Below are 14,477 nucleotides of genomic sequence, written 5' to 3'. Positions count from 1 at the left end.
ATGGACCTGCGTTTGCTGCGGTACTTCATGGCCCTGGCCGATGAGCTGCACTTCGGCCGCGCCGCCGAACGGCTGCACATCTGCCAGCCGCCGCTGAGTCAGCAGATCCGCTTGCTGGAGGAAGAACTCGGCACGCCGTTGTTCGAGCGCAGTCACCACCGGGTCGAGCTGACGGCGGCGGGGCAGATGCTCAAGGAGCAGGCGCCGCTGGTGTTCGAACAACTCGAACGGGCGCTGGACCTGACCCGGCAGACCGGGCGCGGGCAACTGGGCGAGCTGGAAATCGGCATGATCAGTTCGGTGATGGTCGGCGTGCTGCCCAAGGCGCTGCACCTGTTTCGCGAGCGTTACCCGCAGGTGACCTGGCGTCTGCATGAAATGACCCCGGCGGCGCAGGTCAAGGCGTTGAAGGAAAAACGTATCGACGCCTGCGTGTTCCGCGTCGGTTATGACGACCCGCAGTTGCGCAATGAATTGCTGATCCATGAACCGATCCATGTGGTGATGCCGGCGGACCACCCGCTGGCCCGGCGTGAAGTGCTGGCGCCGGCAGATCTGGCGCAGGAACCGTTCGTGGCACTGGAATTGAAGCAGTCGCGCTTCGCCAATTTTCTTTATCAGTGCTGTATTCAGGCCGGCTTCACCCCGCAGATCCGCCAGCAGGTGATCGAGGTGCAGACCTTGCTCAGTCTGGTGCGTGCCGGGTTCGGTGTGGCGCTGTTGCCGGCCTCCATCGAGCAACTGGCACCCGCCGGGCTGGTGTTCCGGCGTCTGACCCCGGCGCTGCCGCAGGTGCCGCTGTACGCAACCTATCGGGCGGACGATGCCTCGCCGGTGCTCAAGCTGTTTCTCGATACGTTGCGGGAACTGGTCGATCACTCATCGCGCTGACCAAGGGCAAAATTGCCCGGCACGATCGCGACGGCCAGCGGTCGTAATCTTCACATGCGCGTACTTGTGGAGAGCCAATGAGCCGGGACGTCCTGACCACCGAAACCAATCGCCGTCAGTTGCAACAGATCATCGCCGGTCTGTCCGACGGGGTGATTCTGCTGGAACTCGACCAGACCATCCTCTGGGCCAACGAAGCCGCGCTGGCGATGCATGGCGTCAGTCGCATTGGCGAGTTGGGCAACAATGCCGGGGAGTATGCCGAGCGCTTCAACCTGCGTTATCGCAACAACCACACGCTGACGCCGGAGCAGTATCCGATCAGTCGCGTGGCGGCGGGGGAAACCTTCAGTGACGTGCTGGTGGAAGTCACCCCGCACAGCGATGAAGAGCGCACCTGGGTGCACAGTGTGCGCAGCATGGTGCTGACCGATCGTGACGGCGAGACCGAATCGCTGGTGCTGATCATGAGCGACGTCACCGATTGGGCCAACGCCGAGCAGCGTTTCGAAAAAACCTTCAATGCCAACCCGGCGCCGGCGGTAATCTGCCGCCTCAGCGATCTGCGTTACATCAAGGTCAATCCGGGGTTCCTGGAGATGACTGGCTATACCCGGGATCAAGTGATCGGCGCCTCGACCTATGAGCTGGACATTCTCGAACAGGCCGAACGCAAGGAACTGGCCATCCAGCGTCTGCGTGATGTCGCGACCATTCCGCAGATGCAGGCTGAATTGCGTCTGCCGGACGGTGGCAGCAAGCAAGTCATCGTCGCCGGCCAGCCGCTGGTGCTCAATGACGAAGACTGCATGTTGTTTTCGTTCGTCGACATGGAGCTGCGGCACAAGGCCGAAGTCGCGCTGCGTCAGAGTGAAGAACGCTTCGCCAAGGCCTTTCGCCTGACACCGGTGCCGATCCTGATCTGCAGCGCCGACGAGCAGCGGCTGATCGACGTCAATCAGGCCTTCCTCGATACCCTGGCTTACGAGAGCGACGATGTGCTCGGCAAGACCGTCGCGCAACTGGACTTCATCGATGAACCGGCGGAACGCGCCCGGTTGCTGGCGGCGCTGGAGAAGACCGGCCGGGTTGACCGTGTCGATATGCGGATCCGCAAGAAAGACGCCGAGCTGCTGGAGTGCGCGGTGTCCGCCGATACCGTCAACATCCAGGACACGGTGTGCTATCTGCTGGTGCTGATGGACATCACCGAGCGCAAGCGCACCGAGCTTGAACTGGTGGCGGCGATTGAAGAGGTGATGAAGGATGCATCGTGGTTCAGCCGTACGCTGATTGAAAAACTGGCGAATGTGAAGAAGGTCAATTCGCCGCAATTGCCGAGTGTATCGTTCACCGATCTTACGGCTCGCGAGCGCGATGTGCTGGGGCTGATCTGTGAGGGGCTGGCGGACAAGGAGATTGCTGCGCGGTTGAAGCTGGCGCCGAACACGGTGCGCAATCATGTGGCGACGGTGTATTCGAAGCTCGATGTGCACAGTCGCAGTGAGGCGATTGTCTGGGCTCGTGAGCGTGGGTTGTTTTCGGGCAGCAGCCGGGGGCAGCGGTAAGGTGCAAATGCACTAGTTCATGGGGTGCAAATTCGGGTGTTTGATCGGGCGGGCTGTTCTTAGTCTGGTGAGGTGCGGTGCGGTTTTTTTCCCGTGATCGCGTCCCTTTTGAACTTGCTAATGGATCAGCCCCTTATGAATGTGTTGTTTGTCGTTGAGTCTCGTTGTGTGGAGCTGGCGCGATGATTTATCTGGCGCAGTTGCGGGCGCAGCTTGAGCGCAGTTTTTCGCCGCTGGCTTGTGAGTGTGTGGTGGATGGGGATCACTCGCTTACTGTGAAGTTGTATGAGCCGGTTTCGGGGCGGGTGGATCTGGTGATCAGTGGGTTGAGTCTTGGTGCCTTGCGTACGCCGGAAGCGGTGGATGCCTTGATTGATGAATTGCGGTATGAGCTTGAGAGTAATTCTTTGCGGTCGCCGGGGTGAACTTGGCGGCCTCTGGGCCGACCAGGTTCATGGGTTTTTTGGGTGAATATCCGTTGCTTCGGGTGCTGCCGCTGGCGGTTTCGCCCTTACGGCGAGTCACTTTGGCAAACGCCCCAAAGTAACCAAAGGTCTGGGCCCCAACGTTCGGCACCTCGCTGTGGCTCGGTGTTCCTTCGCTCCGGGATTCATCCGGGGGCATCGCCTCCGGTTTGCTTCGCTGCACCTCCTCTCGATGTGTTCGACTTCGTCGAACGGCGCTACGCGCCCACCCCCGGATAAATCCCTCCACTCAGCCTTCCGACGGGGCCGGCACGTCAAAAGCGGTACTCGAGCTAACGCTCATCGTGTTGAGTGGTGAGGAGCAAAAGCAAAAGCAAAACCTAGTTGATCGTTCCCACGCTCCGCGTGGGAATGCAGCCCGGGACGCTCTGCGTCCCAATCTGACATTCACCTGTAGGTGATGGCTTGTCGGCGGTGGCGATGGATCAGTCGACTCATCCCAAAAATCGACAGCAAATTCCTCCAGTTCTCGCCATTCCACTGGCACTCACCCCCCACTGGTCTATAAGGAATGAGTGGTTCGGTTTCCATAACCGGGTATTTGCACGCTCGGCGACGGGAGTTTGTCTTCCATTTATCGCGGGTCATCCTATGAACAATCCTGGGAAACGCGTGTGTTTTTCGTTGTTGTCGGCTTTCGGTCTGGTGCTGCTCAGTGGCTGTGCCAGTCCTCCACCCCCTCCGCCGGCAGCGCCGCCTCCGCCACCTGAACGCACCTGTCAGGTGATGGAAAATACCGAGGTCGCCGGTGACATGTATGCCGACGGGCAGGTAACCCGACACATCACCAAGACGCGTTGCGTCACTCAATAACGCACGCGCCGTCGAAGGCGCGGGTCGAGTGGATTGTGCTGGTGGCCGATCTGGTCGGTACCGCCGTGTTTGCCGTTGAAGGCGCTATTGCCGCGATGCACGCTCAACTCGATCTGCTGGGTGTGATGGTGATTGCCTTCATCGTCGCGCTCGGCGGCGGGGTGACCCGTGATCTGTTGATCGGCGCTACGCCGCCCAAGGCTGTGGCCGACTGGCGTTATCCGGCGCTGGCGTTTGCCATGGGCGGGGTGGCGTTTGTTTTTCATGGGCTGGTGCTGGGCTGGTCCGGTTCGACTTTGATCGTGCTGGACGCGGCGGGGCTGGCGCTGTTTGCAGTGGCCGGGGCGCAGAAGGCTTTGAATTTCGGGATCTCTCCGTTTGTGTCCATGCTGATGGGGACGATTACCGGGGTCGGTGGCGGGGTGCTGCGTGACATTGTGCTGGCGCGGGTGCCGGTGGTGTTGCAGGCGGATCTGTATGCCAGTTCGGCGTTTGTCGGCGCGGCGGTGTTGATCGTCGGGCGCAGGCTGGGCGTTTCGCCGGTGGCGGCTGCGTTGCTGGCGGGGGCGGCGTGTCTGTTGTTGCGCTTGTTGTCGGTGCATTTCGGCTGGCAGTTGCCGAAAGTCCTTGATGCCTGATTGAAACACTGACCCTGTGGGAGCGAGCTTGCTCGCGATTGCGGTGGTTCAGTCAAAGCAGATGTTGACTGTACTGAAGCTATCGCGAGCAGGCTCGCTCCTACAGGACTGGATCAGGACAGGAAACCGCCGTCCACGTTCAGCGATACACCGGTGGTGTAGCTCGAAGCATCGCTCGCCAGGTACAGCACGGCGCCGGCCATTTCGCTCGGGTCGGCCACGCGCTTGAGCGGGATTTGGGTCAGCGCCTGTTTCAGGATCGCGTCGTTCTTCACCAGGGCCGAGGCGAATTTGGTGTCGGTCAGGCCCGGCAGCAGGGCGTTGCAGCGAATGCCGAATTGCGCGCATTCCTTGGCGAAGACCTTGGTCATGTTGATCACGGCGGCCTTGGTCACCGAGTAGATGCCCTGGAAGATCCCCGGCGAAATGCCGTTGATCGACGCCACGTTGATGATGCTGCCGCCGCCGTTTTCGCGCATCAGCTTGCCGGCTTCCACCGACATGAAGAAGTAGCCGCGAATGTTCACGTCGACGGTTTTCTGGAAGGCGCCGAGGTCGGTGTCCAGCACGTTGCAGAACTGCGGGTTGGTCGCGGCGTTGTTGACCAGGATGTCGAGGCGCCCGAACTGTTCCTTGATCCCGGCGAAGACCTGGCTGATCTGTTCCATTTCACCGATGTGACAGGCGACGGCGGTGGCCTTGCCGCCGGCGGCGATGATGGCGTCGGCCACGTGCTGGCAGCCTTCGAGTTTGCGGCTCGAAACAATCACATGGGCGCCTTGCTGGGCCAGCAGTTTGGCGATGGCTTCACCGATGCCACGGCTGGCGCCGGAGACGAAAGCGATCTTGCCGTCGAGGTCGAACAACTGAGTCTTGGACATGGGATTCCCTTGTAGTGAGCCTTGTTATAACGCCGTCATCAGAGGCTGGATTTGGCAATGACCTGCAGGCTCATCTGCTCCAGCAGTTTGTTCATGTGAATGAACTGCGCGAAGCGTTTGTCCTGGGTCTGGCCATGGAAGAAGCGGTAGTAGATCTGCTGCACGATGCCGGCCAGGCGGAACAGGCCGTAGGTGTAGTAGAAGTCGAAATTGTCGATCTGGATGCCCGAACGCTCGGCGTAGTAGTCGACGAATTCGCGGCGGGTCAGCATGCCCGGGGCGTGGCTCGGCTGGCGACGCATCAGTTGCACCGGTGCCGGGTCGTCGGCCTGGATCCAGTAGGCGAGGGTGTTGCCCAGGTCCATCAATGGATCGCCGAGGGTGGTCAGTTCCCAGTCGAGCACGCCGATGATCTGCATCGGGTTGTTCGGGTCGAGGATGACGTTGTCGAAGCGGTAGTCGTTGTGCACGATGCTCGAGGTCGGGTGATCGGCCGGCATCTTGTCGTTGAGCCAGGCTTTGACCTTTTCCCAGTGCGGTGCGTCCGGGGTCAGGGCTTTTTCGTAGCGTTCGCTCCAGCCTTTGATCTGCCGGGCGACGTAGCCTTCCGGTTTGCCCAGATCACCGAGGCCGCAGGCGTTGTAATCGACCCGGTGCAGCTCGACGAAACGGTCGATGAAACTCTTGCACAGGGCTTCGGTTTTCGCTGCGTCCAGGCCCAGTTCCGGCGGCAGGTCCGAGCGCAGGATGATCCCCTTGACCCGTTCCATCACATAGAACTCGGCGCCGATCACCGACTCGTCGGTGCAGTGTACGTAGGCTTTCGGGCAATACGGGAAGCCGTCACGCAACTGGTTGAGGATGCGGAATTCGCGGCCCATGTCGTGGGCGGACTTGGCCTTGTGGCCGAACGGCGGACGGCGCAGGACGAATTCCTGGTCCGGGTATTCCAGCAGGTAGGTCAGGTTCGACGCGCCGCCGGGAAACTGGCTGATCTGCGGCGTGCCGGTCAGGCCCGGAATGTGCGCCTTGAGGTACGGATCGATCAGGCTGGCATCGAGTTCTTCGCCAGAGCGGATACGGGTGGACTGGTCAGTAAGCGCCATGCTTATCCCTTCTGCTTATTTTGGAGGCCAGACATCATTGGCTAATCTAATGGCGCGCTCGGGTCGTCACAAGCGCGGTTCGGTCTTATAGGTTAGCGTGTTGGACGATAATCACCTTTGGGAATGTGCGCGACGGGCCGCTGGCGACTAAGGTTTAGCACGAATGCCTTGTTCGGAAAGGAGCTTTGAAATGGGCTGCCCGCAAGTCTGTGCCAGCGCTACCCTGCAATGCAGTTTCGGCGCTGCGCCGGCGGTGCTCAACGTGCTGCCGGTCAACCGCACGCTGACCAGCGGGATGCCGGCGGCGAACATCATGGATCATATTCCGCTGGTCAACGTCACCACGTTCGGCATGTGCATGAGCATGGCCAATCCGATGGTTGCCGCTGCCACTGCTGCGGCATTGGGTGTACTGACGCCGATGCCGTGCATTCCCGCCACCGCCACGCCGTGGATCCCCGGCGGAGCGCCGACTCTGCTGCTGGGCGGGATGCCGGCGATCGATGCCAACAGCACGTTGATGTGCAACTGGGCGGGGGTGATCAAGATCGTGATGCCGGGGCAGATGCAGATGTTGATTCCCTGAGTCAGGCCTGCGCCGGATCCGTCCACTTGCGAAACCACCAGCGCACCCGGGAAATCGGTTTGCCATCGGCATCCAGCGGTCGCCCGTCTTCGGCAAATCCTTGTTCCGGCTCCATCAACTGCCCATTCAGATACCGCGCATCCACCGCCGGTTTGCCGTTGGGATGAAAGCGCTGATAACGCCCCTCGCGCACGCCGTCGCGATAGAACTCGGCCTCCGCCACTTGCCCGTCGGGAAAGTAATTGAACGCCTCGCCATGCAACAAGCCGCGCCGATAGGTTGCCTTGCGCTGCAACCAGCCCTCGGGCGCATAAAAACTGGCGACGCCCTGCAGCTTTTCGCGCACAAACGGCATCTGCGCCGATACCTTGCCGTTGGGGTGATAGAGCAGGGACGTGCCCTGCAATTGGCCCTGGCTGTAATTCAAGTCTGCCTGCTGGCGACCGTCATCCTTGATATTCAACGGGCCGTCGAGCTGGCCGTCCTGCAATCGCCCTTTGAGATGTTTGTCATCCTGCTGCAAATCCAGCGGTGTGATCGCCATGGCGACTCCTTGTCAGTTGACCTGTACCAGTCCGCCCTTGATGGTCAGCATGCCGCCACCGTCCACGGTCTGCGAGGCCGCGCCCTTGTTGGTCAGGCTGACGCCGGCATCGTTGGTCAGCGTAGTTCCGGCCTTGTTGTCCAGCGAAGTACCGGCCTGGTTGGTCATGGCGGTGCCGGCCTTCTGGGTGATCGACGTGCTGGCCGAGGTCGCCAGATCGGCGCCACTCTTGATCGTGAAACTGCCGCCGCTTTGCAGCGTGAGGGTGCCGCTGACCTTGATCGTCAGGTTGCCGTCAACCGTCAGGCTGTAGTCGCCGGTGACTTTGTCGGTGTAATTGCCGCCGGTACTGTGGTTCTGGTCGGCGCCGACCTTCACGGTGCGACTGTCCTTCACATCGAGGCTGTCGCTGCCGGTCTGGATCGTCACGCTGCGTTTGCCTTTCTCCAGCGTGACGGTCTCGTCGCCGTCCTTGACCGTGCGGGTGCGGGCGTTTTGCACCGTGAGGGTTTCGTCGTGGCCGACGGTGGCGGTGGTGTCGTTGAGTACGTTGATCTTCAGGTCTTTCTGCGCTTGCAGGAACACCTCTTCGGCATCCTTCTTGTCCTCGAAACGCAGCTCGTTGAAACCGCCGCCGCCCTTGGACGATTGAGTCTTGATCCCCGACTGGGTCTGGTTCGCCGGCAAGGCGTAGGGCAGGGCGTTGTCGCCGTTGTACACGCATCCGGTGACCAGTGGCCGGTCCGGGTCGCCGTCGATAAAGGTCACGATGACTTCCTGACCGATGCGCGGCACGAACTGCATGCCGAAGCCCTTGCCGCTCCACGGCAACACCACGCGCACCCAGAAGGAACTGGTTTCATCGTTCTTGCCGTCGCGATCCCAGGGGAACTGCAACTTGATCCGGCCGTACTCGTCGGTCCAGATTTCTTCGCCGGACTTGCCTACGACGATGGCGGTCTGTGGATGCATGCGCGGTTTGGGTGTGGTGCGGGGCGGGCGGAACGGCGTGGCTTTGGGGATGGCTTCGAAGCGGTTGCGATAGCTTTCGTGGCTGGCGTCGTGGGTGACCCGCGTGACGACCCAGTCGATGTTCAGGCTCGCGTCTTCGTGGCCGTCGAGGGTGAACCAGTGGCCCGGGATCAGCCAGCGGCAATCGCTTTCGCCGACGAAGCGTTTCTCTTCACTGCGAAGCCCGTCTACCCGTTGTTTGGTCAATGCGTCACCCCGAGCCTTGGCGTTGTAACCGCCGGGATGCTCATAGATCGACAGCGGCCCGGCCACGGCTTCGGCCTGGCCGAAGAGTGAAGTGGTCGGCGTGGTGAACTCGTAATCCGTCGCCTTGTACACGCCGGCCACGGCTTGCAGACACACTTGGCCCGAGCGAATGCCATGCAACTCGCGTTCACCCATTTGCTGGCCCAGATACTTGACCTTCGGGCCGTTGGGGATCTGCACGAAGGCGTCATTGCTGTCGCCCAGCACTAGCGTGTGCTTGCCCTCGTCGTGGGTGAAAAACCAGAAGATACCTTCCTCTTCCAGCAGGCGAGAGACGAAGGCAAAATCAGTTTCGCCGTACTGCACGCAGTACTCGCGCGGGGTGTAGCTGCCGGTCAGCGAGAGTTTGAAATCGGTGAAGCCGTGGGCCTTGAAGATCGTGGTGACGATGTCCGAGGTGGCGAGGTTCTGGAATACGCGGTTGTTGCTGGCGAGGGTCAACCACCAGAGCCAGGGCCTTAATACCAGCTGATAGCGTTCGGCAGTTGCGTCGGCAGGGAGTTGGCGGATCTCGGCGACCAAAGCGTCGAAGGGACGGAGTTGGGTGTCGTTGTGCAGGGTGGTGGTGGCGTGGGTGGCAACGGCGCTGGTGAGGGGGAGCGAGGTACCGTCGTTCAATCCGTTGAGGGTTTGAACGCCGAGGGTGTTCAGGGCTTCCTCACCAGCGAACGACACAGGATAAAGCGCCGACAGCGAGGTGGCGGTGAGGGAGAGCGTAGTGTTGCTATCGGTGGAACGGGGCATTGAGCGACCTTTACGAGAGTTATTCGAGTGTAGCCTTGAGCGTGAACAACACCGGGAAATGGTCGCTGCGAATGGCCTGGCCCAGGCAGCGCGGCGAGATGCTGACGGTGTTTCCATCTATGTCGCTTTCGATTTGAACGCTACCGTCGCAGCTCGCCTCCCAAGCGTGTGGGGCATGAACATAGGCGTAGTCGAGCATCAACAGGATAGGCAGTATTTCGCAACGCTCGATGGCTTCCATGTTCATGTAGTGTTCAAGATAGGAATGCGGCGTATGGTGCATGTCCTGCCCGAATTCCTGACGCAGGCGCAGTTCGTTCGTCGCCCGCTGCAAGGTGACATTACGCACGCTCAAATGGGTATAGCCGGCACCTTTGGGCAGCAATCTGCTCATGCCGAGCATTGTCTCGGGCCCTTCGACAGCATTCACGTTCAGATCGCCGCCAAAAAACAGCAACTGTTTGATACCCAGGTTATCGGCGTTGCTTTCGATGAAACCGATGGTGTCGAGAATGTTGCCGGGTGCCATGTAGGACGCGTTGGCGTGATAGAACGCAAAACCATAACTTGAAGCTTTGTGGCGAATGATCAGTGGTGCGCGTTGTTCGGTGTCCGACAGAATGTAACGCTCGGTGACATCGTCGAACTCTTTGGCGATAGCATCGCGAATCAGTACCATGGAACCGAGGGTGGTGTGCTTCTTCTTGCCTCCTTCCTGCGCGAGCACTGAGGCGAGGGTGTAGCTGCCCATCAAGTCGCTGACCAGACTTTCATTGATCGATCCGGTTTTGCCCACTTCAAACAGAGCAATAATGTCTGGCTTCTTTTGCTGAATGAAATAGTCCAGAAACTGCTTTTTATCCGAATACGCGCTGGAGAGCTTGGCCCGCTGATTATCGAAGTGCTGCGTATTCCAGATCATGATCGAGTACATGCAACGCTCCTTGTGCAACCTCTTTACGACTAATCGAGTGAGTTCAAGACCGTTCGATACACATCGCTGCCGCGCATCAAAACCACTGAAGTAATCAGGCTTTCGGTATAGGCACACCCAAAAAATAAATCTGTCCCCATTGATTGAAAAAATAAATCTGTCCCCATTGATTCAATAAGTGGACGTGGCCGCTGTAGAGGAGCCTGTCCACGTATCTCAGAGTTTTGATTGGGGGTTGTTAAGCCGGTGCCTTAAGGTTTGTACGAAGTCCAGAACTCTGTTCGGAGTCCAGTAGTCAATAAACCAATAGTCTTTTGCGTGCTTGGATGCGCCGCCAGCCCAAAGCGCTTTAAATACAACGGTAGAGCAGTTTAGTGTTTTTGCACTCCAGGGTAATAATGGTCCGGATCGCCTCTCGCCCTCTAATTCCAAGCTGAGATCACTCCAGAAATCTATTATTTTTTCCTCATCCAGTCCTACCACTTCTAAAGTATGGTCAGCTTCTTGTCCTTCCGCCTTTACAACCCATTCGTGGGTCTGCTCCCGCTCGGGGTATGCCGTATACGCGAAAGGTATTTTGGGGTCAGCAGAGCGGTTGTCGTCTGGCCACCACGAAATGTACGCACTTCGCCCACGTCGATCACAAACAGTCATTGATGCATGGCCATAAGCGAAGGAACTCCTTTTCAAAGAGGCTCTGAATTTCCATATATGTACCAAAACTTTACTAGTAAGTGGTGGTGGCATGATCAAGTCCCTTTTAATGTAAGCCAATGGGGTCGGGTTTGTTTTTCAGCGGTACCCTGTCCTGCATGTCTTCTGGATTACTGAATGTTGCACCGAATGTTCAAGGCACTCTCTGTCTATTTTCACTGGCGCGAAATCTCGGGGTGAGAACGATGTTGCCCATGGCGTTTTCAAGTACGCCATCCTTGTGATAAAGCCCGTCAGAGAACTCCTTGGGTACCGATACTGAACAATTGTAATAATAAATATCGATGTTTGCGAAGCCTAGATTGTCGCGCATGATTCTTTTAAATTCCGTTGCAAATGTTTGAAATGCACCGCTGGAATTACAAATATAGAGTTTTATTTTTCTGTGTCCGGCACCGAGTCCTGCCACTTTTAATCTTATGCCTAGCTCGTTCGGCGACATGCCCATCGCAGGAAAATTGGCGAGGTTGAAGATGTAGTCCGGGCTTGCGGCATAGCCATGAGCCAGTATGTATACAGTGTCGTTGTTGCCGATAATGCTCAAGGGTTTTGCAGCTTTAATGTTGTAGAAGAGAAGTTTTGGTGCTTCTTTTCCCCTCGGGTCTTTGGCGGCATTCGACGCCCAAAGTGTTCCCATGGAAAGAAGTTCGCTATTGGACTCATTGCTGCCGAAAGGTACGAAAAGATAGTTCATGTAAGGTGTCCTTCAATGTTGAACATCGGTTTGCATTGCTCGGGCGTGGTGCATGTTTCTTTACTCCAATACCCACTCCGCCAGCTTCCCGGTCACCTGGGTCATCAACACATTCTCGACATCACGCGCACCCGCCGCGCTGCATTTGGCGAGCACGGCCTTGACGATTCCCGCATCAAATTCGAACTGCTTGCCGGTCGCAGCCTTGTAGCGTCCGCGCAGTTTCTCCAGCTTCGCCAGCACAATTCCTTCCAGCGTCGCCTCATCCAGCGGCCGATACGCAACCACCGTCATGCGCGCCAGAAACGCCGGGCGGAACGCTTGCAGCAGGACTTTGTGCAGCGCCTCGTTGAAGGGCTCGGAGCCGATCTGTGCCACGGGCGTATCGAGCAACAGTTCGGCACCGACGTTGCTGGTGGCGAGCATCACGGTGTTCTTGAAGTCCACCACCAGCCCGGTACCGTCCTCCATCAAGCCTTTGTCGAAGACGTTGTAAAACGCTTCCAGCACATCCGGATGCGCCTTCTCGATCTCATCCAGCAACACCACCGAATACGGTTTGCGTCGAACAGCTTCCGTCAGCACGCCACCGCTGCCGTAACCGACGTAACCCGGAGGGGCGCCCTTGAGCTGGCTGACGGTATGGGCTTCCTGATATTCGGAAAGGTTGATGCTGATCAGATTGCGTTCGCCGCCGTACAACGCATCGGCCAGCGCATACGCGGTTTCGGTTTTGCCGACGCCCGTGGGGCCGACCAGCAGGAACACGCCGACCGGTTTTTGCGGATCGGTGAGCCCGGCGCGGTAGGCCTGGAGGCGCTGGGCGATGGTTGCGAGTGCCGTTTTCTGGCCCATCACACGCAAGCCCATGCGTTGGCCAAGGGTGCGCACGGCATGGGCTTCATCGGCAAGCATTTTGCCGACAGGGATGCCGGTCCAGCCTGCAATAACGGCAGCGACGGTCTTGCTGTCGACCTGTTCCGGCACCAGCGGATCGTCCTGGCGAATCGCATCCAGTCCCGCCTCCAGGCGCAGCAGTTCAGCGGCCAGATGATCAATGCGACTGTCGGTAGCCTCGTCGGGTTTGTCGCTGTCGGCGCTTTCGCTCAATGCCAGCAACTCGCGACGGGTCTCGAGCAGTTCGCGCACGGCCACGCGCTCTTCGCCCCAACGTGTTTCCAGTTCGCGGATCGCCTGCACATTGGTTTTCGATTCATTTTCCAGCAGCGTGATGCGCTCACGATGATCCAGCCCCGTGGCCTGCTCCCGGCGCAGGCGCTCGACTTCATCTTTCAAGCTGTTCTGCCGGTGGCGCAGGCTTTCCAGCGGTGGCGGCACGTCGTGCTGGCCCAGGGCAACCCGGGCGCACGCAGTGTCGAGCACGCTGATGGCTTTGTCCGGTAGCTGGCGGCCGGAGATGTAGCGATGGGAGAGTTTCACCGCTTCGTGGATCGCCGCGTCCAGCACTTGCACGCCGTGGTGCTGTTCCAGTTTTGCTGCCACGCCTCGGAGCATTTCCACAGCGGTGATTTCGTCCGGCTCTTCCACCTGCACCAGTTGAAAACGGCGGGCGAGGGCTGGGTCTTTCTCGAAGTATTTCTTGTACTCCATCCAGGTCGTGGCGGCCAAAGTGCGCAGCTCACCTCGGGCCAGCGCCGGTTTGAGCAGGTTGGCCGCATCGCTGCCGCCCTCGGCTCCGCCCGCGCCGATCAGGGTGTGCGCCTCGTCGATGAACAGGATGATCGGCTTGTCGGCGCTGCGAACGGCATCGATCACGCCTTTGAGCCGTTGTTCGAATTCACCTTTAACCCCGGCACCGGCCTGCAACAGGCCCAGGTCGAGCACCCGCAGGCTGACTTCCTGCAACGACGGCGGCACATCTCCGGCAGCAATGCGCAGCGCCAGGCCTTCGACCACGGCGGTTTTACCGACGCCCGGTGCGCCGACCAGAATCGGGTTGTTTTGCCGGCGCCTCAAAAGAATGTCGATGCACTGACGAATCTCGCCGTCGCGACCTACGATCGGGTCGATGCGCCCGGCGTGAGCGTCGGCGGTCAGGTCCTGGGTGTATTGGTCCAGTACCGAATCCTGCCGGGGCGCCGCATTTCCTGAAGAAACAGAGCGCGGTCCGGCATGCTCGCGGGAGTTCTCCGTCCACTCCAGCAGGTTCGCGCGCAAGGCTTCCTTGGGAATCCGCAGCAATGACGACGCACTGTTGAGCAGCAGACTTCGGCGCTCGTCACGATCAATCAACGCGAGTAGCAAAAGCCCGGAGCGAATGCTGTCGATGCCCAACACACTGGCCTGCACCACCGCATCTTCCAGCAAACCCAGGGTGTGCGAAGACAGCGCCGGCGTGCGCGTGCTGCCAGCCTTGAACAGGTCCAGCGCCTTGTTGATTTCAGCCGTCAGTGCATCCCGTTCCAGCCCGAAACGCGGCAGCAGAAAGGCAAAGTCGCCGCCGTCGATGTCGAGCAATTCCAGCAACAGATGCTCGATCTCGACAAAGTGATGCCCGCGCTGCAAACAGCGCTGGGCGGCGCGTTCGAGGGCGCGGCGGTTGTCCGGGTTGAGGCGTCCGATCAGGCTGGCCAGTTCCAT

At 59.4% G+C, this 14,477-nt stretch carries 12 protein-coding genes; 5 read left to right on the top strand and 7 right to left on the bottom strand.

Features of this window, described 5'->3' with window-relative positions; genetic code table 11:
- The 4 genes from DLD99_RS17280 (at window position 1) to DLD99_RS17265 (ending at window position 4,395) form a co-directional block, all read left to right on the top strand.
- A complete protein-coding gene (locus DLD99_RS17280) occupies window positions 1-891 on the top strand; it encodes a LysR family transcriptional regulator (protein ID WP_085711502.1) in 891 nt (296 codons plus the stop codon).
- Window positions 892-968: 77 nt separating this feature from the next.
- Complete coding sequence (locus DLD99_RS17275; RefSeq protein WP_114883851.1) at window positions 969-2,459, top strand: helix-turn-helix transcriptional regulator; 1,491 nt, start codon at window positions 969-971, stop codon at window positions 2,457-2,459.
- 182 nt (window positions 2,460-2,641) lie between these two features.
- Window positions 2,642-2,884 carry a DUF1652 domain-containing protein gene (locus DLD99_RS17270; RefSeq protein ID WP_085711500.1) on the top strand — a complete coding sequence of 81 codons (243 nt, stop codon included), beginning with the start codon at window positions 2,642-2,644 and terminating at the stop codon, window positions 2,882-2,884.
- Window positions 2,885-3,741: 857 nt separating this feature from the next.
- Window positions 3,742-4,395, top strand: a complete 654-nt coding sequence (locus DLD99_RS17265) for a trimeric intracellular cation channel family protein (RefSeq protein ID WP_244220746.1) — start codon at window positions 3,742-3,744, stop codon at window positions 4,393-4,395.
- A gap of 113 nt (window positions 4,396-4,508) precedes the next feature.
- On the opposite strand, the gene DLD99_RS17260 is transcribed toward DLD99_RS17265, so the two are convergent.
- Window positions 4,509-5,276 carry an SDR family oxidoreductase gene (locus DLD99_RS17260; protein ID WP_085687598.1) on the bottom strand — a complete coding sequence of 256 codons (768 nt, stop codon included), beginning with the start codon at window positions 5,274-5,276 and terminating at the stop codon, window positions 4,509-4,511.
- Between the two features lie 38 nt (window positions 5,277-5,314).
- Window positions 5,315-6,382: a phosphotransferase family protein gene (locus DLD99_RS17255; protein ID WP_114883847.1), complete on the bottom strand. Its 1,068-nt coding sequence runs from the start codon at window positions 6,380-6,382 to the stop codon at window positions 5,315-5,317.
- Window positions 6,383-6,572: 190 nt separating this feature from the next.
- Here DLD99_RS17255 and DLD99_RS17250 point away from each other — a divergent pair, with 190 nt between their 5' ends.
- Window positions 6,573-6,968: a DUF4280 domain-containing protein gene (locus tag DLD99_RS17250; protein ID WP_114883845.1), complete on the top strand. Its 396-nt coding sequence runs from the start codon at window positions 6,573-6,575 to the stop codon at window positions 6,966-6,968.
- Window position 6,969: 1 nt separating this feature from the next.
- Here DLD99_RS17250 and DLD99_RS17245 read toward each other — a convergent pair whose 3' ends face one another.
- The 5 genes from DLD99_RS17245 to tssH all read right to left on the bottom strand — a co-directional run bounded on the left by DLD99_RS17245 (window position 6,970) and on the right by tssH (window position 14,477).
- Window positions 6,970-7,512, bottom strand: coding sequence for a toxin-antitoxin system YwqK family antitoxin (locus DLD99_RS17245; RefSeq protein WP_114883843.1), 543 nt, complete (start codon window positions 7,510-7,512; stop codon window positions 6,970-6,972).
- 12 nt (window positions 7,513-7,524) lie between these two features.
- Window positions 7,525-9,534, bottom strand: a complete 2,010-nt coding sequence (locus DLD99_RS17240) for a type VI secretion system Vgr family protein (protein WP_114883841.1) — start codon at window positions 9,532-9,534, stop codon at window positions 7,525-7,527.
- A 19-nt stretch (window positions 9,535-9,553) separates the two neighbouring features.
- Window positions 9,554-10,468 (bottom strand): endonuclease/exonuclease/phosphatase family protein, encoded by a 915-nt coding sequence (locus tag DLD99_RS17235; RefSeq protein ID WP_114883839.1) that lies wholly within the window; start codon window positions 10,466-10,468, stop codon window positions 9,554-9,556.
- Between the two features lie 847 nt (window positions 10,469-11,315).
- Window positions 11,316-11,876 (bottom strand): hypothetical protein, encoded by a 561-nt coding sequence (locus tag DLD99_RS17230; protein ID WP_114883837.1) that lies wholly within the window; start codon window positions 11,874-11,876, stop codon window positions 11,316-11,318.
- 60 nt (window positions 11,877-11,936) lie between these two features.
- Window positions 11,937-14,477, bottom strand: coding sequence for a type VI secretion system ATPase TssH (gene tssH / locus DLD99_RS17225; RefSeq protein WP_114883835.1), 2,541 nt, complete (start codon window positions 14,475-14,477; stop codon window positions 11,937-11,939).

This window comes from Pseudomonas kribbensis, from assembly GCF_003352185.1.
GTDB classification, from domain to species: Bacteria; Pseudomonadota; Gammaproteobacteria; order Pseudomonadales; family Pseudomonadaceae; genus Aquipseudomonas; species Aquipseudomonas kribbensis.
This window is presented reverse-complemented; position numbering and strand designations above follow the sequence as displayed.

Excerpts from the sequence above, each read along its gene's own strand:
- DLD99_RS17270 (WP_085711500.1), top strand. The coding sequence starts at position 2,642 with ATGATTTATCTGGCGCAGTTGCGGGCGCAGCTTGAGCGCAGTTTTTCG.
- DLD99_RS17260 (WP_085687598.1), bottom strand. The coding sequence starts at position 5,276 with ATGTCCAAGACTCAGTTGTTCGACCTCGACGGCAAGATCGCTTTCGTC.
- DLD99_RS17250 (WP_114883845.1), top strand. The coding sequence starts at position 6,573 with ATGGGCTGCCCGCAAGTCTGTGCCAGCGCTACCCTGCAATGCAGTTTC.
- DLD99_RS17235 (WP_114883839.1), bottom strand. The coding sequence starts at position 10,468 with ATGTACTCGATCATGATCTGGAATACGCAGCACTTCGATAATCAGCGG.
- DLD99_RS17245 (WP_114883843.1), bottom strand. The coding sequence starts at position 7,512 with ATGGCGATCACACCGCTGGATTTGCAGCAGGATGACAAACATCTCAAA.
- DLD99_RS17255 (WP_114883847.1), bottom strand. The coding sequence starts at position 6,382 with ATGGCGCTTACTGACCAGTCCACCCGTATCCGCTCTGGCGAAGAACTC.
- DLD99_RS17240 (WP_114883841.1), bottom strand. The coding sequence starts at position 9,534 with ATGCCCCGTTCCACCGATAGCAACACTACGCTCTCCCTCACCGCCACC.
- DLD99_RS17280 (WP_085711502.1), top strand. The coding sequence starts at position 1 with ATGGACCTGCGTTTGCTGCGGTACTTCATGGCCCTGGCCGATGAGCTG.
- DLD99_RS17230 (WP_114883837.1), bottom strand. The coding sequence starts at position 11,876 with ATGAACTATCTTTTCGTACCTTTCGGCAGCAATGAGTCCAATAGCGAA.
- tssH (WP_114883835.1), bottom strand. The coding sequence starts at position 14,477 with ATGGAACTGGCCAGCCTGATCGGACGCCTCAACCCGGACAACCGCCGC.
- DLD99_RS17275 (WP_114883851.1), top strand. The coding sequence starts at position 969 with ATGAGCCGGGACGTCCTGACCACCGAAACCAATCGCCGTCAGTTGCAA.